Annotated in this window: 21 protein-coding genes and 2 pseudogenes; 13 read left to right on the top strand and 10 right to left on the bottom strand. The window is 71.2% G+C overall.

Features of this window, described 5'->3' with window-relative positions; all coding sequences use genetic code 11:
• Positions 1-88: 88 nt before the first annotated feature.
• The 3 genes from LJB71_RS02165 to LJB71_RS02155 all read left to right on the top strand — a co-directional run bounded on the left by LJB71_RS02165 (position 89) and on the right by LJB71_RS02155 (position 2,018).
• Positions 89-790, top strand: coding sequence for an SDR family oxidoreductase (locus LJB71_RS02165; RefSeq protein WP_259302923.1), 702 nt, complete (start codon positions 89-91; stop codon positions 788-790).
• A gap of 19 nt (positions 791-809) precedes the next feature.
• Positions 810-1,289 carry a tRNA (cytidine(34)-2'-O)-methyltransferase gene (locus LJB71_RS02160; protein ID WP_259302922.1) on the top strand — a complete coding sequence of 160 codons (480 nt, stop codon included), beginning with the start codon at positions 810-812 and terminating at the stop codon, positions 1,287-1,289.
• 168 nt (positions 1,290-1,457) lie between these two features.
• On the top strand, positions 1,458-2,018 hold the full coding sequence (locus LJB71_RS02155) for a diffusible signal factor-reguated Ax21 faimly protein (protein ID WP_259302921.1): 561 nt from the start codon (positions 1,458-1,460) through the stop codon (positions 2,016-2,018).
• A 101-nt stretch (positions 2,019-2,119) separates the two neighbouring features.
• Here the strand turns inward: LJB71_RS02155 and LJB71_RS02150 are convergent, their stop codons facing one another.
• The 5 genes and pseudogenes from LJB71_RS02150 to LJB71_RS02130 all read right to left on the bottom strand — a co-directional run bounded on the left by LJB71_RS02150 (position 2,120) and on the right by LJB71_RS02130 (position 5,425).
• On the bottom strand, positions 2,120-3,163 hold the full coding sequence (locus LJB71_RS02150; RefSeq protein ID WP_259302920.1) for an NAD(P)H-dependent glycerol-3-phosphate dehydrogenase: 1,044 nt from the start codon (positions 3,161-3,163) through the stop codon (positions 2,120-2,122).
• Between the two features lie 10 nt (positions 3,164-3,173).
• Positions 3,174-3,699: pseudogene (secB, locus tag LJB71_RS02145) on the bottom strand (protein-export chaperone SecB).
• A gap of 132 nt (positions 3,700-3,831) precedes the next feature.
• Positions 3,832-4,266, bottom strand: a complete 435-nt coding sequence (locus LJB71_RS02140; RefSeq protein WP_259302919.1) for a rhodanese-like domain-containing protein — start codon at positions 4,264-4,266, stop codon at positions 3,832-3,834.
• 214 nt (positions 4,267-4,480) lie between these two features.
• Entirely contained in the window at positions 4,481-4,906 is a 426-nt protein-coding gene (locus LJB71_RS02135; protein WP_259302918.1) for a hypothetical protein, read from the bottom strand.
• A gap of 36 nt (positions 4,907-4,942) precedes the next feature.
• On the bottom strand, positions 4,943-5,425 hold the full coding sequence (locus LJB71_RS02130; RefSeq protein ID WP_259302917.1) for a thioesterase domain-containing protein: 483 nt from the start codon (positions 5,423-5,425) through the stop codon (positions 4,943-4,945).
• Between the two features lie 343 nt (positions 5,426-5,768).
• On the opposite strand from LJB71_RS02130, the gene LJB71_RS02125 reads away from it, so the two are divergent.
• Positions 5,769-6,296, top strand: coding sequence for a uroporphyrinogen-III synthase (locus tag LJB71_RS02125; protein ID WP_259302916.1), 528 nt, complete (start codon positions 5,769-5,771; stop codon positions 6,294-6,296).
• 145 nt (positions 6,297-6,441) lie between these two features.
• Here LJB71_RS02125 and LJB71_RS02120 read toward each other — a convergent pair whose 3' ends face one another.
• Together LJB71_RS02120 and LJB71_RS02115 are read right to left on the bottom strand one after the other, a co-directional pair.
• Complete coding sequence (locus LJB71_RS02120; protein ID WP_259302915.1) at positions 6,442-8,535, bottom strand: Ig-like domain-containing protein; 2,094 nt, start codon at positions 8,533-8,535, stop codon at positions 6,442-6,444.
• Positions 8,466-9,134, bottom strand: coding sequence for a hypothetical protein (locus LJB71_RS02115; protein WP_259302914.1), 669 nt, complete (start codon positions 9,132-9,134; stop codon positions 8,466-8,468). Before LJB71_RS02115 ends, LJB71_RS02120 begins: the two co-directional genes overlap by 70 nt.
• Before the next feature lie 184 nt (positions 9,135-9,318).
• On the opposite strand from LJB71_RS02115, the gene hemF reads away from it, so the two are divergent.
• From hemF to LJB71_RS02085, 6 genes are all read left to right on the top strand, one after another.
• Positions 9,319-10,251 carry an oxygen-dependent coproporphyrinogen oxidase gene (gene hemF, locus LJB71_RS02110; RefSeq protein ID WP_259302913.1) on the top strand — a complete coding sequence of 311 codons (933 nt, stop codon included), beginning with the start codon at positions 9,319-9,321 and terminating at the stop codon, positions 10,249-10,251.
• A gap of 231 nt (positions 10,252-10,482) precedes the next feature.
• Positions 10,483-11,499: an alpha/beta hydrolase-fold protein gene (locus tag LJB71_RS02105; protein WP_259302912.1), complete on the top strand. Its 1,017-nt coding sequence runs from the start codon at positions 10,483-10,485 to the stop codon at positions 11,497-11,499.
• 98 nt (positions 11,500-11,597) lie between these two features.
• Positions 11,598-11,861: a YciI family protein gene (locus tag LJB71_RS02100; protein ID WP_259302911.1), complete on the top strand. Its 264-nt coding sequence runs from the start codon at positions 11,598-11,600 to the stop codon at positions 11,859-11,861.
• A gap of 91 nt (positions 11,862-11,952) precedes the next feature.
• Positions 11,953-12,498 (top strand): lipocalin family protein, encoded by a 546-nt coding sequence (locus tag LJB71_RS02095; protein WP_259302910.1) that lies wholly within the window; start codon positions 11,953-11,955, stop codon positions 12,496-12,498.
• Between the two features lie 5 nt (positions 12,499-12,503).
• The gene (locus tag LJB71_RS02090; protein WP_259304709.1) at positions 12,504-12,692 is read left to right on the top strand and encodes a CPXCG motif-containing cysteine-rich protein; all 189 of its coding nucleotides are present in this window, start codon (positions 12,504-12,506) and stop codon (positions 12,690-12,692) included.
• A 263-nt stretch (positions 12,693-12,955) separates the two neighbouring features.
• Positions 12,956-13,372, top strand: a complete 417-nt coding sequence (locus LJB71_RS02085) for a hypothetical protein (RefSeq protein WP_259302909.1) — start codon at positions 12,956-12,958, stop codon at positions 13,370-13,372.
• A gap of 16 nt (positions 13,373-13,388) precedes the next feature.
• Here the strand turns inward: LJB71_RS02085 and ltaE are convergent, their stop codons facing one another.
• Positions 13,389-14,408 (bottom strand): low-specificity L-threonine aldolase, encoded by a 1,020-nt coding sequence (ltaE, locus tag LJB71_RS02080; RefSeq protein WP_259304708.1) that lies wholly within the window; start codon positions 14,406-14,408, stop codon positions 13,389-13,391.
• A 119-nt stretch (positions 14,409-14,527) separates the two neighbouring features.
• Between ltaE and LJB71_RS02075 the strand changes: the two genes are divergently transcribed.
• A complete protein-coding gene (locus LJB71_RS02075) occupies positions 14,528-14,866 on the top strand; it encodes a zinc ribbon domain-containing protein YjdM (RefSeq protein ID WP_259304707.1) in 339 nt (112 codons plus the stop codon).
• 70 nt (positions 14,867-14,936) lie between these two features.
• On the opposite strand, the gene LJB71_RS02070 is transcribed toward LJB71_RS02075, so the two are convergent.
• The gene (locus LJB71_RS02070) at positions 14,937-15,455 is read right to left on the bottom strand and encodes an adenine phosphoribosyltransferase (protein ID WP_259302908.1); all 519 of its coding nucleotides are present in this window, start codon (positions 15,453-15,455) and stop codon (positions 14,937-14,939) included.
• 70 nt (positions 15,456-15,525) lie between these two features.
• Here LJB71_RS02070 and LJB71_RS02065 point away from each other — a divergent pair.
• Positions 15,526-16,203 (top strand): annotated as a pseudogene (locus LJB71_RS02065) (HAD family hydrolase); the annotation flags it as partial.
• A gap of 76 nt (positions 16,204-16,279) precedes the next feature.
• Positions 16,280-17,155, top strand: coding sequence for an SDR family NAD(P)-dependent oxidoreductase (locus LJB71_RS02060; RefSeq protein WP_259302907.1), 876 nt, complete (start codon positions 16,280-16,282; stop codon positions 17,153-17,155).
• Between the two features lie 31 nt (positions 17,156-17,186).
• Here the strand turns inward: LJB71_RS02060 and prpF are convergent, their stop codons facing one another.
• Positions 17,187-18,371, bottom strand: a complete 1,185-nt coding sequence (gene prpF / locus LJB71_RS02055; RefSeq protein ID WP_259302906.1) for a 2-methylaconitate cis-trans isomerase PrpF — start codon at positions 18,369-18,371, stop codon at positions 17,187-17,189.
• Positions 18,372-18,399 lie beyond the last annotated feature (28 nt).

Here is an 18,399-nt window from a genome sequence, read left to right as displayed (position 1 = left end):
CGGCGGGGGCCTGGAACGGCGAGCGTTCGATCATAGCCGCCACCCCGGCGGCCTACACTAGGCCGAAAGCCACCCGGGAGTTTTCGCCATGCCATGCACCGTCCTCGTCACCGGCGCCAACCGCGGCCTCGGGCTCGAATTCACGCGCCAGCTGCTGGCCCGCGGCGAGGCCGTGATCGCCACCTGCCGCCAGCCCGCGCAGGCGACGGCGCTGCAGGCGCTGGGCACGGCGCATCCAGGCCAATTGCGGGTGCTGGCGCTGGACGTGGCCAGCGAGGCCGCACGCGTGCAGTTCACGGCGGTACTGGAGCACACCCTCGCCGGCGCGGCGCTGGACCTGTTGATCAACAACGCCGGCGTGCTGCAGCCGGGCGAGCGCTTCGGCCAGGTGACCCAGGCTGCGCTGGAGGAGAGCCTGCGCACCAACGCGATCGGCCCGTTCCTGCTGGTGCAGGCGCTGGCCGCGCACCTGCGCGACGGCGCCACCGTCGCCAACCTCAGCTCGCAGCTGGGCTCGATCGCGCGCGTGGCCCGCTTCGGCACGCCCAGCTACTGCGCCGGCAAGGCGGCGCAGAACATGCTGGGCGCGCAGCTCGCGCAGGCGCTGGCGCCGCGCGGCATCGTGGTGCTGCAGCTGCACCCGGGCTGGGTGCAGACTGACATGGGCGGGCCGCAGGCGTCGCTGAGCGCGCAGGAATCGGCGGCCGGGCTGCTGCGGGTGATCGAGCGCGCCACGCCCGCGCAGTCCGGCGCCTTCCTCGACTGGCAGGGCCAGACGCTGCCCTGGTAGGCCGCCCTACAATGCCGCGATGCCGCACGTCATCCTGCATCGCCCGGAAATCCCGCCCAATACCGGCAACGTGATCCGTCTGTGCGCCAACACCGGCGCGCGGCTGCACCTGGTGCGCCCGCTCGGCTTCGACCTCGAGGATCGCCAGCTCAGGCGCGCCGGGCTGGACTACCACGAGTACGCGCGGGTGCAGGTGCACGACGATCTCGACGCCGCGCTGGCGGCGATCGCCGCCGACATCGGCGCGCGGCCGCGGGTGTTCGCGCTGTCCACCCGCGGCCGCGTGCGCTACGACACGCCGGCCTACCGCGACGACGACGTGTTCCTGTTCGGCAGCGAAACCGCCGGACTGCCGCAGGCGGTGCTGGAGGCGATCCCCGAGGCGCAGCGCCTGCGCCTGCCGATGCGCCCGCACAACCGCAGCCTCAACCTGTCCAACGCGGTGGCGGTGATGGTGTTCGAAGCCTGGCGCCAGGCCGGTTTCACCGGCGGCGACTGAACGCCGCGCAGCGCGACAGACAAAGGCGCGCGTTTACTCCTGCGTTCCCGAATGGTTCCTGTACCAGAGAGTTCTGGATTCAGGCCGCGTTGCGGGCGCCCGCCAACAATGGCCGCACGCCCGACCGGTCGGTCGTGCGTACAACAACAAACACGGAGGTCATCCCCCATGAAGCGTTATGCCATTGCCCTGGCCCTGATTGCTGCCCTGCCCTTCGCCGCTTCCGCGGCCGACGGCATCACCTACAACTACGTGCAGGGTGGCTACGTCGCCACCAACACCAGCGGCCCGGATGCGGACGGTTGGGGCGTGAACGGCTCGGTCGCCGTCAGCCCGAACTTCCACCTGCTGGCCGAGTACACCAACCAGGACGTGAAGCACTCCAGTGCCGGCTTCGACCAGTGGCGCATCGGCGGCGGCTACAACACCGCGGTCGGCAAGAACACCGACTTCGTGGCCGACGTGGCCTATGACCGCTACGCCGTGAAGCACGGCGGCCCGAAGGCCAACGGCTACAGCGTCGAGACCGGCGTGCGCAGCGCCCTGATGCCGAACCTGGAAGGCTATGCCAAGGTCGGCTACATGGACACCAACAAGACCAGCGGCGAAGCCTATGGCCGCCTGGGCGCGAACCTGATGTTCACCCAGAACTTCGGCATGAACGCCGACGTGCGCCTGATCCAGGGCGGCGACAAGCAGTACTTCGTCGGCCCGCGCTTCACCTGGTAAGCGACGCCACGCCGCAACACGGAAACGCCCGGCGCAGGCCGGGCGTTTTCTTTGGCATCGCCGCATTGACCGCCACGCGGAAGCAGCGGCCGTCAGCAGCGTCAGCAGAACAGCGACTGCGGATATTCGGCCTTGCGCTCGCGCGCCATCAGCCGCGCCAGTCCTTCCGCCGGGGTCACCGCGCCGTGCAGCACGTCGCGCACGCCTTCGGCGATCGGCAGCTCAATGCCATGCGCGTCCGCCAGGCGCATCACCTCGTCGGCGGTCTGCAGCGATTCCACCACCTGTCCGATCTCGCACACCGCCTCCGCGATCGACGCGCCGCGGCCCAGCGCCAGGCCCAGCCGGCGGTTGCGCGAGAGATCGCCCGTGCAGGTCAGCACCAGGTCGCCCAGCCCGGCCAGGCCCATCAGGGTTTCCGGGCGGCCGCCGAGGGCGATGTTGAGGCGCAGCATCTCGTTGAGGCCGCGGGTGATCAGGCCAGCGCGGGCGTTCAGGCCCAGGCCCATGCCGTCGGCGACGCCGGTGGCCACGGCCAGCACGTTCTTCATCGCCCCGCCCAGCTCAGCGCCGCGCATGTCATTGCCGGTGTAGGCGCGGAACGCGGGGCCGTGCAGGGCGTCGGCGACCTGCTGGCAGAAGCCGGCGTCGTCGGAATGCACGGTGAGCGCGGTGGGCAGGCCTTCCGCCACTTCCTTGGCGAACGAAGGGCCGGTGACCACCGCCAGCGGCACGCCGCCGCCCAGCCCGCTGGCATCCAGAATGTCACCGGCGACTTCGTGCAGGAAGCGGCCGCTGCCCGGCTCGAAGCCCTTGGTGGCCCAGACCACGCCGGCGCCCGCCGGCCGCAGCGGGGCCAGCGCGCGCAGGGTCTCCGCGAAGGCGTGCGAGGGCACCACCACCAGCACCAGGCCGGCATCGGCCATCGCGTCCGGCAGCGACGTGGTCGCGTGCAGCCCCGCCGGCAGGGCGATGCCCGGCAGGTAGCGCGGGTTCTCGTGGCGCCCGGCGATCGCGGACGCCACCGCCGGATCGCGCCCCCACAGCACCGTGGGGTGGCCGTGGCGGGCGATCAGCGCGGCCAGCGCGGTGCCCCAGGAGCCCGCGCCGAGGACCGCGACCTTCGGCTTGGCAGCTGCCGCCATGCGTCGCCGGTCAGGCGTTGCCGGCGGTTTCGGCGTCGGCCAGCAGGCCGCCTTCCTGCCCCATCTGCGCGGCGCGCTGGCGCAAGGTCTCGGCGTACAGCGCCTCGAAGTTGATCGGCTGCATCGGGAACGGCGGGGAAGCCGCCGGCGGTGATCATCTGGCCCACCGCCGCCGAGGCGTAGGGGTACAGGATGTTCGGGCACTGGATGCCCAGCATGGCGTCCATCATCTGCTCGTCCATGCCGGCCAGACCGAACACGCCGGCCTGCTCGACTTCCGCCAGGTAGGCGGTCTTGCCGTTCAGGGTGCAGGTCAGGGTGATGCCCAGGCTGACCTCGAACGCGTTCTCGGCCAGGCGCTGCACCTTCTGGTTGAGCTTCATCTGCAGGTCGGGTTGGCCCTGCTCGTTGAACACCTGCGGCGCGTTCGGCGCTTCGAAGGACACGTCCTTCACGTACAGCTTCTCGACGGTGAAGGTCGGGCCCATCGGGGCATCGGCGGACGGCGCGGCGCCGTTCAGGGTTTCATCGGACATGGAACACTCCAGAAGGCACGCAAGGTGCGGCTAACGAAAAGGGAAGGTCGATTATCGCATCGAACCCGGGGCAACCCCAGCGAAATTGGGGCGGACGGCGGCGAACACAAGCCCCGGGCGGGGGCGGGGCGCTCAGCGGCCCTTGACCACCGGCAGGTCGGCGGCCAGCCAGGCGCGGATGCCGCCCTCCAGCACCGCCACGTTGGCGAACCCGGCCTTGCGCAGGCGCCTGGCGGCGACCGACGCTGTCTGGCCGACGTTGCATACCAGCACCACCGGCAGCGCCTTGGCCGGGGCCAGCGCCTTGTTCTCGGGGTCGAACTGGCTCATCTGCACGTTCTTCGCGCCGGCGATGTGGCCCTTGGCGAAATCGGCGGCGGCGCGCAGGTCGATCACCAGCGCGTTGTCGCGGTTGACCAGCGCGGTCAGCTGGGCCGGGCCGACGCGCTTGATGCCGCTGAGCAGGCCGGCGATCTCGTTGGCGATGATGGCCACGGTCAGGCCGACGAAGGCCAGCGACAGGACGGGATTGCGGCCGGCGAAGGCGGCCAGTTCGGCGAAGGTCACGGCATGGATCGGTCGGAAGGGGCTGGCCATTGTAGCGGCTGACGGTGCGGGCGGCCGTTTTAGGGAAGGTCTGAACAACGCCATCCAGGCGTTGTCAGCCCACGCCGGGTCCGGTACAGGCCCGGACTCGGCTCACACGCATCCATCACTTGCATGATGGATGCGTGGCCAGCCCTCCATGGCCGGCGGGAACCTCCGAGTTGTCAGAGGTTCCTTAGTCCTGCTCCTGCCAGAAATCGGGCAGGCCGCTGGTCTGCCACCAGGTCTTGCGGGCCGGATCAAAGCGCCAGCGTTCCTGGAACAGCACGGTGCGTACCTGCTGGGTATTGCGGTTGACCACCGTGATCTCGATCCGGCGCTGGATCTGGCTGCCGCCGACCACGCTGCTGCCGAGGTCGCGGTAGCCGGCGACCTGCAGCTGCCGGTAGCGCGAGAAATCGATGTCGGTCAGCGGGTGCGCGGCGCGCACCTCGGGATCGACCTGGCCCCAGGCGCGCTCGAAATCGCCCCAGCGGATCGCCTCCGACCACGCGTACTGGGCCTGGTCGAGCGCATCGCGGCGGCTGCTGGCGGCACCCACTGGCCAGGCCAGCAGCGGCAGCAGCACCAGCAACAGGCAGCGCAGCAGGAAACGGAGCATCGGCGGATCCTCGGCAGACGGCGGATGGCAAGCATCCTACCCGGCGCCGGCGGCGGTTTTCGCAATCGCCACGTAACGCCCGGCGAAGGTCGCCGCCACCGCGCCTGCGGCCAGCCGCGCCTGTGCCTGCAGGCGCAGGCTGGCGCGGCCCTGGTCGCGCACCGCCGCGACCAGCGCGGCCGCGGCGGCGGGGTCCTCGAACGTGGCCTCCACGTCCAGGTCCTCGAACACCGGCTTGAGATAGCGCACCTGGCTGTCGGCCACGAACACCTCCGCGCTCAGGCCGGCCTCGGCCAGGGTCAGGGTCACCAGTCCCCAGGCCGCCAGCGTCATCAGCGAGGCCAGGCTGCCGCCGAACGCGCAGCCCTTGTCATTGACGTTGGCCGCCAGCGGCGCGCCCAGGCGCAGCCGGCCCGCTTCCCACGCAAGGATGCGCGGCTGCAGGGCCGCCACCGGCGGCATGCCGTGCAGATGGCGGGAAAGGGCGTCCAATACGCTGCGCGAAGCGGTCTTATCCATCGCCCAAGCCTGCCGCAAAGCGCGCGGCTATGCCAAGCTGGGCGCATGCGCGTCCCCTCGCCCAGGCTGCCGTCCACGTTGCCGCCGCTGTACGGCTGGACCGTGCTGTCGCTGCGTCCGCGCGGCCAGCACGGCGGTCTGCGCGCCGCCGCGGCGCGCGCGGGTGCGCGGGTGCTGGCGCTGTCGCCGCAGGCGATCGTCGCACGCCATGACGATGCCACCCGGCAGGCACTGGAAGACGCGCTGGCGTCCGATTTCGTGCTGTTCACCAGCCCCAACGCGGTGCGCGCGGCGGCGGCGCTGGCGTCCCTGCACCCGCGCCGCGGCCAGGCCCTGGCTCGCCGTGGGCAGCGGCACCCGGCGCGCGCTGCAACGGCTGGGGATCGCCGCGCAGGCCCCGGCGCGGATGGACAGCGAAGGCCTGCTCGCGCTGCCGGCGCTGGCGGCCGTGCGCGGACACGCGGTCGGGCTGGTGACCGCCCCGGGCGGGCGCGACCGGCTGGCGCCGGCGCTGGCCGCGCGCGGCGCGCAGGTGCAGCGCGCTGATGTCTATGCGCGCGTGCCGGTGGCGCTAGGCGCGCGCCAGCGGGCCGCACTCGCGGCCGCACTGGCACACCCGCAGCAGGTGCTGCTGGCGCTGAGCAGCGGCGAGGCGCTGGCCGCGCTGCTGGCACAGGTGGACGACCCGCGCCTGCGCACGGTCGCGGTGGCTGCGGCCAGCGCGCGCCTGGCAGAGGTGGCGCGCACCGCTGGCTTCACCCGCGTGGCGGTGGCTGCCGGCACGCTCCCCGCCGATCTGCTGCGCGCGTGGCCTCTGGCGCCGCATGGCGGATCGTCATGCAAGCCTCGTCTTCATCCCGATGCGGGGTGACGCGATGTCCCGGTCGTTTTCGCGGCTGCCGGAGCAATTGCAGCGGCCGGGCTCGCACCGGGTGCCGGACGCGGTGTCCTGGCAGCGGCCGTGAGCGTCCGCCGCGCACCGGGGCGGTGCCGCCGCCCCGGTGCGCCTTCCTGCATCACTGCGTCTTCAGCGACACCTCGTCGATCAGGAACGAGGTCGCCAGGCTGGAATCCTCCACCCCGAGGAAGTACACCCGCACCGTCTTCCCCTTCCAGGACTTCACGTCGAAGCTGCGCTGCACGTAGCTGCTGCCTTTGTTGAGGTTGGAATAGGTGGCCAGGGTGGCGAGCACGTTGCCGCTGGTGTCGCGGATCTGCACCTTCAGGGTGTCGTAGGCGGTGCGGGTGGTGGTCTCGCTGCTGTCCACCCGCAGCCAGAAGCTCAGGGTCGCGCTGGTGGCGGTGGAGGGGAGCGTCACCGTCTGGTACAGCGAGTCGGTGTGGCTGCTGCCGTAGCCGTCCAGCCACGCCTTCCAGCTGCCGGCCTTGGCCGGATAGGTGGCATCGCTGGTGATCACCCCGCTGCTGCCGGTCCAGCCGGTGGTGCCGGATTCGAAGCCGCCGTTGCTGATCCGCTCCACCGCGGCCGGCGCATTGCTGATGCTGAAGGCCACCGCCGAGGAGGTGCCGACGTTGCCGGCGGCGTCATAGGCCTTGGCCACCAGGGTGTGGCTGCCGTCGCTGAGCGTGGTCGAGTCCAGCGCCAGCGTGTACGGCGGCGTCAGCACCGTGCCTTTGAGCAGCCCGTCGATCCAGAACTCCACCTTGCTCACGCCGACGTTGTCGCTGGCCGTGGCGGACAGGGTGATGGTGCCGCTGCTGCCGGATTCGCTGGCGCCGACCGTGGGCGGGGTGGTGTCGGCGGCGGCATTGCTCACGCTGAAGCTCACCGACGAGGAGGTGCCGACGTTGCCGGCGGCGTCATAGGCTTTCGCCACCAGGCCGTGGCTGCCGTTGGACAGGGTGGTGGAATCGAAGGTGACCGCATACGGGGCGCTGGTATCGGTGGCGACCAGCACGCCGTCGATCCAGAACTCCACCTTGCTCACGCCGACATTGTCGCTGGCGCTGGCCGACAGGGTGATGGTGCCGCTGCTGCCGGATTCGCTGGCGCTGACCGTGGGCGGGGTGGTATCGGCCGGCGTGCTGCCGCCCTGATCGATCCACACCGGCGCCGACCACAGGCGCAGGCCGTCGGCCTGGGTGATTTTCGCGTAGTAGAAGTGCTTGCCGGTGGCGGGCGTGAAGGTATAGCTGCCGCTGCCTTCCGCGAGCTGGGTGACGGTGCCGTTGCGGCCCGGCACGCCTTCGAAGAACTGCACCCGCTGCGCGCTCTGGCCGCTGCTGCTGGCGTAATTGGCGATCAGCGTCACCGGGCCGGTGTTGGAAAACGACTCGCCCATCACGTGCCCGTTGGCGGTCAGCACCAGCTGGCTGGTGCGGTCCTCGGTGGCGAACACCCGGCGCGCGCGCAGGGTGTCATAGAACGCCGCCGGCGTGAGCGCGGTGCCGCTGGGCAGCAGCACGCCGGTGCGATTGGTGAAGCTCAGGCCCCAGTTGGCGCAGTGGTTGTCCTGGTCGCTGGAGGGCGCCAGCCGGTAGCCGGCCTCCAGCAGCTTGTTCCATGCGCTCTCGTAGCTGCTGCGGCCGGTCTCGGTCATGGTGGTGTTGGTGGAAAACGCGGAGCTGTTCAGTACCTCCGCCAGCACCATCACTTCGGCGCCATTGGCGTCGTACGCCAGCGACACGCCGTTGATCTGGAACTGGCCGCTGCTGGCCGGGTGGTTGAACTGGCCGATCCAGCCGCGCGCCTTCATGGTGGCGTACAGGCTGGCGTAGTTCGACTTCGGGGTGGCGACGCTGCCGATCAGCTGGTTGCTGCTGTTGTATTCCCAGCTGGCCAGGCCGTCCGGATTGATGATGTTGAGGTGGCCACCGTTGCTGATCACGCCCCACTCGCTACCGTACAGGGCCAGGAACTGCGGATGCGCGCTGCGATAGCTGGCGGCGGCGGCGAGGCCGGAGTTGAACAGGTTGTTGGCGGTGGTGGGGCTGGCCGAGGTGTTGGTGCCGGTCGAGCCGTCGTACATGTGGTTGTGCTCGGAGGCGAGCAGGAAGTCGCCGCCAGCCTGGGTCTGCATCATCGCGTAGGCGTCGGCCGGCCCGTAGGCGCCGGCCTGCGGCGTTTCTGCCCCGCCGCAGGTGGCCACCGGGGTGCCGCCGTCACTGTGGTTGGTCTGGCTGTGCAGGTTGCCGTAGTAGATGGTGTAGGGCAGGCCACCGCTGGCGCCACCAGCGACTGCGCACGCAGCGGCGCACCGGTGGCGCGCGCGCTGGTCGGGCCGGTCGGCAGCGGCACCATCGCGCGCAGGCGCGCTTTCGGCACCTGCCCCAGCATCACGTCGTAGCGCTGCTCCACCACCTCGTCGGCGAACACCGCCAGCGCCTTGCGCACGCGCTGCTCGGTACTCAGACGCGCATCGGCCGGCACCTCTACCATCGGCACCGCGCGCAGGCGCACCGTGTAATACCCCGCCGGCAGACGGCGGCCGCCGCTGGCAAAGCCGTTCCAGCGCCCGCTGCGCACCCCGCGCCCGTGCGCCAGGGTGGCGATCCCGCTGTCGCTGCCGATCACCGCGCCGGTCGGCGAGAGCACTTCCACCAGCCAGGCGGCGCGGGTGATGTCGCCGGCGCCGGGGTAGTCGAAGTCGATCCGGATCGGGAAGCCGCCAGCCTGCACCTGGAACGGCACCGACAGGGTGGCGTTGAACTCATAGTGGTCGGGCAACCCGAAATCGGTCGCGACCACGGACGAACACAGTAAAGCGAGCGCGCAGGCAAGCCCGAGCCTGCGCCGGTTGCGGCGATGCATGGTGAGTTCTCTCCCCAGAGATGGATCCGCGATCCCTGCGGAGAAGGTCCCGGCGCACATTATCCGTGCAAATGCTTCCGTTGCGTGACGCCAGGCCCACACGTGCCCCTACAATGCCGGCATGACCGCCATCGCGCCGCTTTCCACCGTCCGCGACTACCTCACCGGCCTGCAGGACCGTATCTGCGCGGCGATCGAAGACGCCGACGGCAGCGCGCGCTTTCGTGAAGACGCCTGGGCGAAGGACCCGGACACCTCGCCCATCCGCGGCGGCGGGCGCACCCGCGTGCTGCGCGAGGGCGCGGTGTTCGAGCAGGCGGGGATCGGCTTCTCCGACGTGTCGGGCGACCGCCTGCCGCCGTCCGCCACCGCCCACCGGCCGGAGCTGGCAGGCGCATCCTGGCGCGCGCTGGGCGTGTCACTGGTGTTCCACCCGCGCAACCCGTACCTGCCGACCACCCACGCCAACGTGCGCCACTTCCGCGCCGAGCGCGACGGCGAAACGGTGGCGTGGTGGTTTGGCGGCGGCTTCGACCTGACGCCGTTCTATCCCTTCGACGAGGACGTGCGGCACTGGCACCGCACCGCGCGCGCACTGTGCGAGCCGTTCGGCGGGCAGGCGCGCTACGCCGCGCACAAGCGCTGGTGCGACGAGTATTTCTTCCTCAGGCACCGCAACGAAACCCGCGGCGTGGGCGGGCTGTTCTTCGACGACCTGAGCGAAGATTTCGATGCCGACTTCGCCTACATGCAGGCAGTCGGCAATGGCTTCCTCGATGCCTACCTGCCGCTCGTCGCGCGCCGCAAGGACACGCCGTATGGCGAACGCGAGCGCCAGTTCCAGCTCTACCGCCGCGGGCGCTACGTGGAGTTCAACCTGGTGTACGACCGCGGCACCCTGTTCGGCCTGCAGAGCGGCGGCCGCACCGAATCCATCCTGATGAGCCTGCCGCCGCTGGTGCGCTGGGAATACGGCTACGCCCCCGAACCCGGCAGCCCGGAAGCCCGCCTGGCCGACTACCTACGCCCACGCGACTGGCTGGCATCGGCATAAGCGGCACCGAAACCCGCGCGGGCACGAATCCCCGCTCGCGGCAAAACTGCAGAAGCACGATCGGGCGTGCTCGACGGATGCCGCCCACCCTTCGCCAGGATGAGTCGCCGCATCCACCGCAGGAACGCCCGCGTAAGCAGCCCACTCCCATTCTTTTCCGCTCCCCCGGTTCGGGACTAAGCTGCTCCGGTCGCGGGTGGCCGAGGAGGGCGGGATGAGGCACCGAGTCGGATGGGTTCTGGGCCTTCTGCTGCCCTGGCCGGCCTTGCGGCCGTGGACGCGCAGGCGCGGGTGGTGGTGGAGACACTGCACTCCACGGCCCTGCGCGGGAACGCGATCGGGGATTCGCCGGACCGTGCGATCACGGTCTATCTGCCGCCCAGCTATGACACCCAGGCCACCCGGCGCTATCCGGTGGTGTACCTGCTGCACGGGGCCACGTCCGAGCCCGGCGAGTGGTTCGATGGCAGCTACCAGGGCATGGACCTCGGCGCCACGCTGGACCGGATGGCCGGCCCCGACGAGTTCATCGTGGTGATGCCGGCGGCGAACAATCGCTACGGCGGCTCGTTCTACGTCAACTCCGCCCGCTTCGGCCACTGGGAAGACTTCGTGGCGAAGGAGCTGGTGGCGTTCGTCGATGCGCGCTTCCGCACGCGCCCGGAGCGCCGGGCGCGCGGGCTGGCGGGTCAGTCAATGGGCGGGTTCGGCGCCCTGTACTTGGCCGGCCGGCATCCCGACACGTTCGCTTACGTGTATGCCGTGAGCCCCTGCTGCCTGGGCTTCGCCGGCGATCTGGCGCAGGCAGGCGCGCGCTGGCAACAGCCCCTCGGCGGCTGGCTGCGTGCGATGGCGATGGCCTTCGCCGCGCCCGATGGCGCCGCCCCGGACGCCGAGCCGCCGCTGCCGTTCACGACCGCGCCCGACGGGCGAATCGAGCGGCACGCCGCCGTCGAGGCAACGTGGAAGCGCTACATGCCGCTCTATCGGCTCGACCGCGATCCGGCCGGCTATCGGCGCCTGTGCGGGATCGCCTTCGACGCCGGGCTGCAGGACCAGATCACCAGCGTGACGGCCGGCGCGCGCGCATTTTCGCAGGCGCTGGATCGGCACGGCATCGCGCACACCTTCGTCACCTACGACGGCACCCATACCGACCACGCCCGCGCACGCTTCGAGACCGCGATGCTGCCCTTCTTCGCACGCGCCTTCGCCACGGCCGGCGGGCCGAAGGCGTGTGCGCGGTAGGCGAGGCATCGCGACACCGATCACCCGATGGCCGGCGCGGCGACTCCGCCCGACGCCGTGAAGGCGTTGGTCGCCAATGCCCGCCGCTGGACCAGGCGATGCGCGCCACCGGCAAGGTGCGGCTGTCCGCATCGCTGGGCGACCTGGACACCTGGGCCACGCTGCGCCCGCGTGACGGTAACACGCACGTCAGCGATGGCCCCTACGCGGAGGCCAAGGAAGTGGTGGGGCTGTTCATCATCGAAGCTGACAGCCGCGACGAAGCGCTGCGCCTGGCCGCCATGCACCCGGCCGCGCAGATCGGTGAAGAGGGGGGCTGGGCGGTGGAGCTGATCCCGCTGGAGTTCTACCTGGAGGGGTGACGCGGGCCGGCGCAGGGTGCCCGTGCGCGCATTCACCCCGCCACCACGCGCGCGGCGCGAGGATGCACGCATCCCCCGCCGGAGCCTGCCCATGCTGCGTCCCCTCGCATTCGCCCTCGCGCTCGCCGCCTCCACGGCCGCGGCGCAGGAGCCGCCGACGCTGCCGAACGTGCCGGTGCCGGCGCTGGACCTGCAGCGCTATGCCGGCAGCTGGCATGAGATCGCGCATCTGCCGATGTTCTTCCAGCGCCAGTGCGTGGCCGACATCAGCGCCACCTACAGCCTGCGCGCGGACGGACTGGTGAGCGTGCGCAACGCCTGCCGCACCCGCGACGGACGCTTCGACGTATCCGACGGCGTGGCGCGCCGGGTGCCGGGCCAGCCGGGCGCGCTGCAGGTGCGTTTCGCGCCGGACTGGCTGGCGTGGCTGCCGTTCACCTGGGCCGATTACTGGGTGGTCGAGCTCGATCCCGACTACCGCTGGGCGGTGGTCGGCGGCCCGTCGCGCAAATACCTGTGGGTGCTCTCGCGGACGCCGGCGATGCCGCGCGCGGAGTTCAACGCGATCCGCGAGCGCGCCGCCCGCCGCGGGTATCCGGTGCAGCGGCTGGTGCTGCCGCAGGGCACGCTGGGGTGAGCGCGATGCTGGACGCACGCGATGTCGCCTGCCCGTACTGCGGCGAGACCGTCACCCTGATGCTGGACGCCAGTGCCGGCGCGCAGCACTACATCGAGGACTGCACGGTGTGCTGCCGCCCGATCACGGTGGTGGTGGACGTGGACGACGCCGGTGGGCTCGCGCTGTCGGTGTATTCGCAGGACGAGGCCTGAGGCGGGCGACCGCGGCCACCCGTGATCCGCTGCTTGGTGGGGCCGGCGGCAGCCATGTTGCCGGCGAGGTCGACGTGTCGCGGCGATGGGTACGCACGTCGCAATCCGGCGCGCAGGCGGCTACGCCCGAATGCGCGCAGGCCGCGATAGCCAGCGCGCGTTCAAGCAATCCTTGCTAGCGTCGGCCTGCATCGCCCGCCGGGCGGGACGAAACCGATCGAGGACGCCGACATGCGCAAGGCCCTGGCGATGGCTGCATTGTGGTGCGCGCCGGTGCTGCCGGCACTGGCGGGGAAGCGCCAGGAGGACCGCAATCGGCGCTGGATCTGTCGCTGCCGCCGGCGCAGGCATTCGCTCCTGCGCCGCTGTCCGCGCCTGTGGTGGCGCCCGTGCTGTCGCCGATGGCACCGGGCATCGCGGATGCCGGCAGCGGCTGGGTGGCGTCTTCCGGCTGCCCGCGGGATGCACAGGGCAACCCGCGCCATTTCAGCGGCAGCGTGAGCGCCGGCGCCGGCTACACCGAGCATTTCGGCAGCAGCAACTTCACCGCGGCGCGCCTGCACTATTGCACCGATACCGCCACCGGCGGCGGCAAGACCGGCACCGTCAACGTGGACGTGCAGGTGGGCAATGCCAGCGGCCCCGGGCTGGTGGGCCCGTGGGGCTGGCGGCGCTGGTAGGCCGGCGACACGCCGCTCAGGCGCGCGTGAAGAACTCCGCGAAGGCGTCGGCGGTGCGCGCGATCCCGGCGTCGTCCACGTCCAGGTGGGTCACCAGGCGCAGCGTCGGCAGGTAGCCGATGCTGATGCGGACGCCGGCTGCGCGCAGGTGGGCATCCAGCGCGTGCAGGCGCTCGGCCGGCACGTCGATGAACACCATGTTGGTGTGCTGGCCGAGCAGGGTGATGCCGTCGATCGCGCCCAGCGCCGCGGCCAGGCGCGCGGCGCGCGCGTGATCCTCGGCCAGGCGCGCCACGTGGTGGTCCAGCGCATGCATGCAGGCCGCGGCGAGCATCCCGGCCTGGCGCCAGCCGCCGCCGCACACCTTGCGCCAGCGCCGCGCCTTGTCGATCAATGCCTGCGTGCCCACCAGCACCGAGCCGACCGGCGCGCCCAGCCCTTTCGAAAAGCACACCGACACGCTGTCGAAATGCCGCGCGATCTCGCGCGCCGGCACCCCGCAGGCCACCGCCGCATTGAACAGGCGCGCGCCGTCGAGGTGGACGCCAAGCCCGTGCGCGCGCGCGAACGCGCCGGCCTCGCTCAGGTAGCCCAACGGCAGCGCGCGGCCGTGCCAGGTGTTCTCCAGCGCCAGCAGGCGGGTGCGCGCGAAGTGCGGATCGACCGGCTTGATCGCCGCGGCCACGCGCGCGAGCGGGAGCGTGCCGTCCTCGGCCTGCACGATCGGCTGCGGCTGGATCGAGCCCAGCACCGCCGCGCCGCCGCCCTCGAACTTGTAGGTGTGGGCGTCCATGCCGACCAGGTATTCGTCGCCGCGCTCGCAGTGCGCCAGCAGCGCCAGCAGGTTCGACTGGGTGCCGCTGGGCACGAACAGCGCCGCCTCGAACCCGAGTTCGGCGGCCAACCGCGCCTGCAATGCGTTCACCGTCGGGTCTTCGCCGTACACGTCATCGCCGACGTCGGCATCCCGCATCGCCGCGCGCATCGCGGCGGTCGGCCGGGTGACGGTATCGCTGCGCAGGTCCACCCATTCCATCGGCAGTCGCCTCATCGATCGGAGTCGGGACTCTACTGCGTTTGCCGGATGAGCGGCAGCCAGGAACCCTGCGGGGAGCCGGTAAAATGCGCGCCCAGTCCATGCCGGCGGCCATCCCCATGCCACTACCGCCCTGTCCCCACTGCGCCTCCGGGTACACCTATGAAGACGGCGCACAGCTGGTCTGCCCGGAATGCGGCCACGAATGGCGCGCGGGCGAACCGGCGACCGAGGAAGAGGCGGCGCGCGTGGTCAAGGACGCCGTGGGCAACGTGCTGCAGGACGGCGATACCGTCACCGTCATCAAGGATCTGAAGGTGAAAGGCTCCTCGCTGGTGGTGAAGGTGGGCACCAAGGTGCGCAACATCCGCCTGGTGGACGGCGACCACGACATCGACTGCAAGATCGACGGCATCGGCCAGATGGGGCTGAAGTCGGAGTTCGTGAAGAAGGCCTGAGCACCGCCGGCCTCAGGCGTGCGCGGCCCGGTTGCGGCCGCCGCGCACTGAGGGCGGGGCACCGTTCGCCTCACGCCACCAGCGCGGCGTGCAGCGGGGCGGCGACGGTCCAGCGCGTGCGGCCGCCCAGCGCGGACAGTTCCAGCAGCACGCCGGCGCCGGCGATCTCGGCCTGCAGCTGCTGCGCCAGCGCACAGGCCGCGGCCAGGGTGCCGCCGGTGGCCAGCACGTCGTCTACCAGCAGCACCCGCGCGCCGGGCGCCAGTGCGCCGGCCTGCACCTGCAGCGCGTCCTGCCCGTATTCCAGCGCATAGCACACCTCGCGCACGGTGCCGGGCAGCTTGCCGGGCTTGCGCAGCGGCACCAGGCCGGCGCCGAGCGCGTGCGCCAGCGGGGCGCCGAGCAGGAAGCCGCGCGCCTCGATTGCCAGTACCGCGTCGATGCGCGCATCGCGCCAGGGGTCGGCCAGCGCGGCGATCGCCACGGCGAAAGCCTGCGGATCGGCCAGCACCGGCAGCACGTCCTTGAACAGGATCCCGGGCTTGGGGAAATCCGGGATGTCGCGCAGCAGGCGGGTCCAGTCGGTCATGGCGGCGGCGGTAGGGGGGAGGAAACGACGGCGCATCATGCCGCAGCGGCCCGGTGTTTAGAATGCGGTGATGGATTTCCCGTCTTCGTCTGCGCGCGGCCTCGCGCTGGTCGGCTTCGATGCCGACGACACCCTCTGGCGCAGCCAGGACCATTTCGACGCGGCGCAGGCGCAGTTCGAGCACATCATCGCCGGCTACGTGGACCTTCAGGATGCCGGCCAGCGCCTGTACGAGTACGAGGCGCGCAACATCGCCCTCTTCGGCTATGGCGTGAAGGGGATGGCGCTGTCGATGGTGGAGGCGGCGGTGGAGATCACCGGCGGGCGCATCAGCGCCGCCGACATCCACCGCATCGTGGCGATCGCCAAGGCGCTGCTGCGCCATCCGGTGGAGCTGCTGCCGGGCGTGCGCGCGGCGGTGGAGGCGGTGGCCGCAAAGTTCCCGGTGGTGCTGATCACCAAGGGCGATCTGTTCCACCAGGAGGCGAAGGTGCGCCAGTCCGGGCTGTCCGAGCTGTTCCGGCGGATCGAGATCGTCAGCGAGAAGGACGTGCCGACCTATGCACGGCTGCTGGAAGAGTTCGGCGTGCCGGCCGCGCGCTTTTTGATGGTGGGCAATTCGCTGCGCTCGGACATCGCGCCGGTGCTGGCGCTGGGCGGCTGGGGCGTGCACGTGCCCTATCACACCACCTGGCGCCACGAGGCCGCACATGAGGTCGCCGCGGAGCATCCCCGCCTGCGCCGGGTGGCGGCGCTGGACGCGCTGCCGGCGGTGGTGGCGGCGCTGGATACACTGCTGGCCATGCACGAAAAGGAGTGCCTGCATGATCGATTTGAGTGGGCGGGTGGCGATCATCACCGGCGCCGGCGGCGGGCTGGGCCGCGCGCATGCGCTGCTACTGGCCAGCCGCGGCGCCAGGGTGGTGGTGAACGATCTGGGCGAGGATGCCGACCTGGTCGCCGCCGAGATCCGCGCCGCCGGCGGCAGCGCGCGCCCGGCGCAATGCGCGGTGGACGATCCCGCGGCAGTGCAGGACATGGTGCAGACCATCGAGCAGGACTGGGGCCGGGTGGACATCCTGGTCAACAACGCCGGCATCCTGCGCGACAGGAGCTTCGCCAAGATGACGCTGGAGGAGTTCCGGCAGGTGCTCGAGGTACACCTGATGGGCGCGGTGCACTGCACCAAGGCGGTGTGGGACGGCATGCGCGCACGCAACTACGGGCGCATCGTGATGACCACCTCCTGCAGCGGGCTGTACGGCAACTTCGGCCAGGCCAACTACGCCGCCGCCAAGATGGCGCTTGTGGGATTGATGCAGACCCTCGGGATCGAGGGCGCCAGGCACGACATCCGGGTCAACTGCCTGGCTCCGTTGGCCGCCACGCGGATGCTGGAAGGCATCCTGCCGCCGGAGCAGCTGGCCTGGTTCAAGCCGGAGCTGGTCAGCCCGGCGGTGCTGGCGCTGGTGGCCGAGAACGCGCCCAACCGCGCCATCCTCAGCGCCGGTGCCGGCGGGTTCGAGCTGGCCTATGTCGCGCTGACCCAGGGCATCCATTTGGGCGAGGCGGCCAGCGGCGAGCAGATCCTGGCGCGCTGGGCCGAGCTCACCGACCGCAACGGCGACTTCGCGCCGATGCAGGGCTTCGACCAGGCCCGCCACGAGCTGCGCAAGGCCGGATTCGCGCCCGAGGGGTGAGCCGGGCGGCGGGAGCCGCGCGCCGCGTGCCTCAGAACGTGCGCGGCACCCGCACGTGGCCTTCCATCAGCACCCGCGCGCTGCGGCTCATCACCGCGCGCGTCACCGTCCACTGGCCGTCGCGCTGCTCGACCGTGGCGCCCACCCGCAGCGTGCCGGAAGGGTGCCCGAAGCGCACCGCCTCGCGCCGGCCGCCGCCGGCGGCCAGGTTCACCAGCGTGCCGGGCACCGCGGCGGCGGTGGCGATCGCGACCGAGGCAGTGCCCATCATCGCGTGGTGCAGCTTGCCCATCGACAGCGCGCGCACGTTGAGGTCGATGGCATCAGCCGCGATCGGCTTGCCGCTGGAGGCCACATAGGCCTGCGGCGGCGCCACGAACGCCACTTTGGGCGTGTGCTGGCGGGTGGCGGCCTCCTCCGGCGCCTGGATCAGGCCCATGCGCAGCGCGCCGGCGATGCGGATGGCTTCCAATTTCGCCAGCGCGGCCTTGTCGTCGTTGATCGCCGGCTGCAGCTCGGTGCCGTCGTAGCCGAGGTCGACGGCGTTCACGAACACGGTGGGGATGCCGGCATTGATCAGCGTCGCCCGCAGGGGGCCGACGCCGGGCACGTCGAGAGTATCGACCAGGTTGCCGGTGGGGAACATCGCGCCGCCCTCGCCTGCGTCGTCGGCTGGATCGAGGAACTCCAGCACGATCTCCGCCGCCGGGAAGGCCACTCCGTCCAGTTCGAAGTCGCCGGTTTCCTGCACCTGGCCGCCGCTGATGGGCACGTGCACCAGGATAGTCTTGCCGATATTGGCTTGCCGCACGCGCACGGTGACGGTGCCGTCCTGCGGGATGCGTTCGGCCGGGAGGAAGCCGCTGGCGGCCGCGAACGGGCCGACCGCGGCGGACAGGTTGCCGCAGTTGCCGGACCAGTCCACGAACGCGCTGTCGATGCTGACCTGCCCGTACAGATAATCCACGTCGTGATCGGGCCGGGAGCTGGTGGAGATGATCACGCACTTGGAGGTGGACGAGGTCGCGCCGCCCATGCCGTCGGTGTGCTTGCCGTAGGGGTCGGGCGAGCCGATCACCCGCCGCAGCAGCGCATCCCGCGCCGGCCCCGGCACCTGCGCCTCAACCGGCAGGTCCTGCAGCCGGAAGAACACGCCCTTGCTGGTGCCGCCGCGCATGTAGGTGGCGGGAATACGGAGCTGCGGGGCATGCGGCATGGCGGGACTCGCGTGGCGGTGGGGCGGC

It is taken from the genome of Thermomonas sp. S9, from assembly GCF_024704365.1.
In the GTDB taxonomy this organism is placed as follows: Bacteria; Pseudomonadota; Gammaproteobacteria; order Xanthomonadales; family Xanthomonadaceae; genus Thermomonas.
Note: the sequence above shows the minus strand (reverse complement) of the source record. Positions and strands in the feature narration are given on the sequence as shown.

What these genes read in the sequence shown, in the direction of transcription:
- LJB71_RS02150 (WP_259302920.1), bottom strand. Translation starts at nt 3,163, where the DNA reads ATGGCGGCAGCTGCCAAGCCGAAGGTCGCGGTCCTCGGCGCGGGCTCC.
- LJB71_RS02130 (WP_259302917.1), bottom strand. Translation starts at nt 5,425, where the DNA reads ATGGATAAGACCGCTTCGCGCAGCGTATTGGACGCCCTTTCCCGCCAT.
- LJB71_RS02060 (WP_259302907.1), top strand. Translation starts at nt 16,280, where the DNA reads ATGATCGATTTGAGTGGGCGGGTGGCGATCATCACCGGCGCCGGCGGC.
- ltaE (WP_259304708.1), bottom strand. Translation starts at nt 14,408, where the DNA reads ATGGAATGGGTGGACCTGCGCAGCGATACCGTCACCCGGCCGACCGCC.
- LJB71_RS02160 (WP_259302922.1), top strand. Translation starts at nt 810, where the DNA reads ATGCCGCACGTCATCCTGCATCGCCCGGAAATCCCGCCCAATACCGGC.
- LJB71_RS02070 (WP_259302908.1), bottom strand. Translation starts at nt 15,455, where the DNA reads ATGACCGACTGGACCCGCCTGCTGCGCGACATCCCGGATTTCCCCAAG.
- LJB71_RS02135 (WP_259302918.1), bottom strand. Translation starts at nt 4,906, where the DNA reads ATGCTCCGTTTCCTGCTGCGCTGCCTGTTGCTGGTGCTGCTGCCGCTG.
- LJB71_RS02100 (WP_259302911.1), top strand. Translation starts at nt 11,598, where the DNA reads ATGCGCGCCACCGGCAAGGTGCGGCTGTCCGCATCGCTGGGCGACCTG.
- LJB71_RS02075 (WP_259304707.1), top strand. Translation starts at nt 14,528, where the DNA reads ATGCCACTACCGCCCTGTCCCCACTGCGCCTCCGGGTACACCTATGAA.
- LJB71_RS02090 (WP_259304709.1), top strand. Translation starts at nt 12,504, where the DNA reads ATGCTGGACGCACGCGATGTCGCCTGCCCGTACTGCGGCGAGACCGTC.
- LJB71_RS02155 (WP_259302921.1), top strand. Translation starts at nt 1,458, where the DNA reads ATGAAGCGTTATGCCATTGCCCTGGCCCTGATTGCTGCCCTGCCCTTC.
- LJB71_RS02165 (WP_259302923.1), top strand. Translation starts at nt 89, where the DNA reads ATGCCATGCACCGTCCTCGTCACCGGCGCCAACCGCGGCCTCGGGCTC.
- LJB71_RS02095 (WP_259302910.1), top strand. Translation starts at nt 11,953, where the DNA reads ATGCTGCGTCCCCTCGCATTCGCCCTCGCGCTCGCCGCCTCCACGGCC.
- hemF (WP_259302913.1), top strand. Translation starts at nt 9,319, where the DNA reads ATGACCGCCATCGCGCCGCTTTCCACCGTCCGCGACTACCTCACCGGC.
- prpF (WP_259302906.1), bottom strand. Translation starts at nt 18,371, where the DNA reads ATGCCGCATGCCCCGCAGCTCCGTATTCCCGCCACCTACATGCGCGGC.
- LJB71_RS02105 (WP_259302912.1), top strand. Translation starts at nt 10,483, where the DNA reads ATGGGTTCTGGGCCTTCTGCTGCCCTGGCCGGCCTTGCGGCCGTGGAC.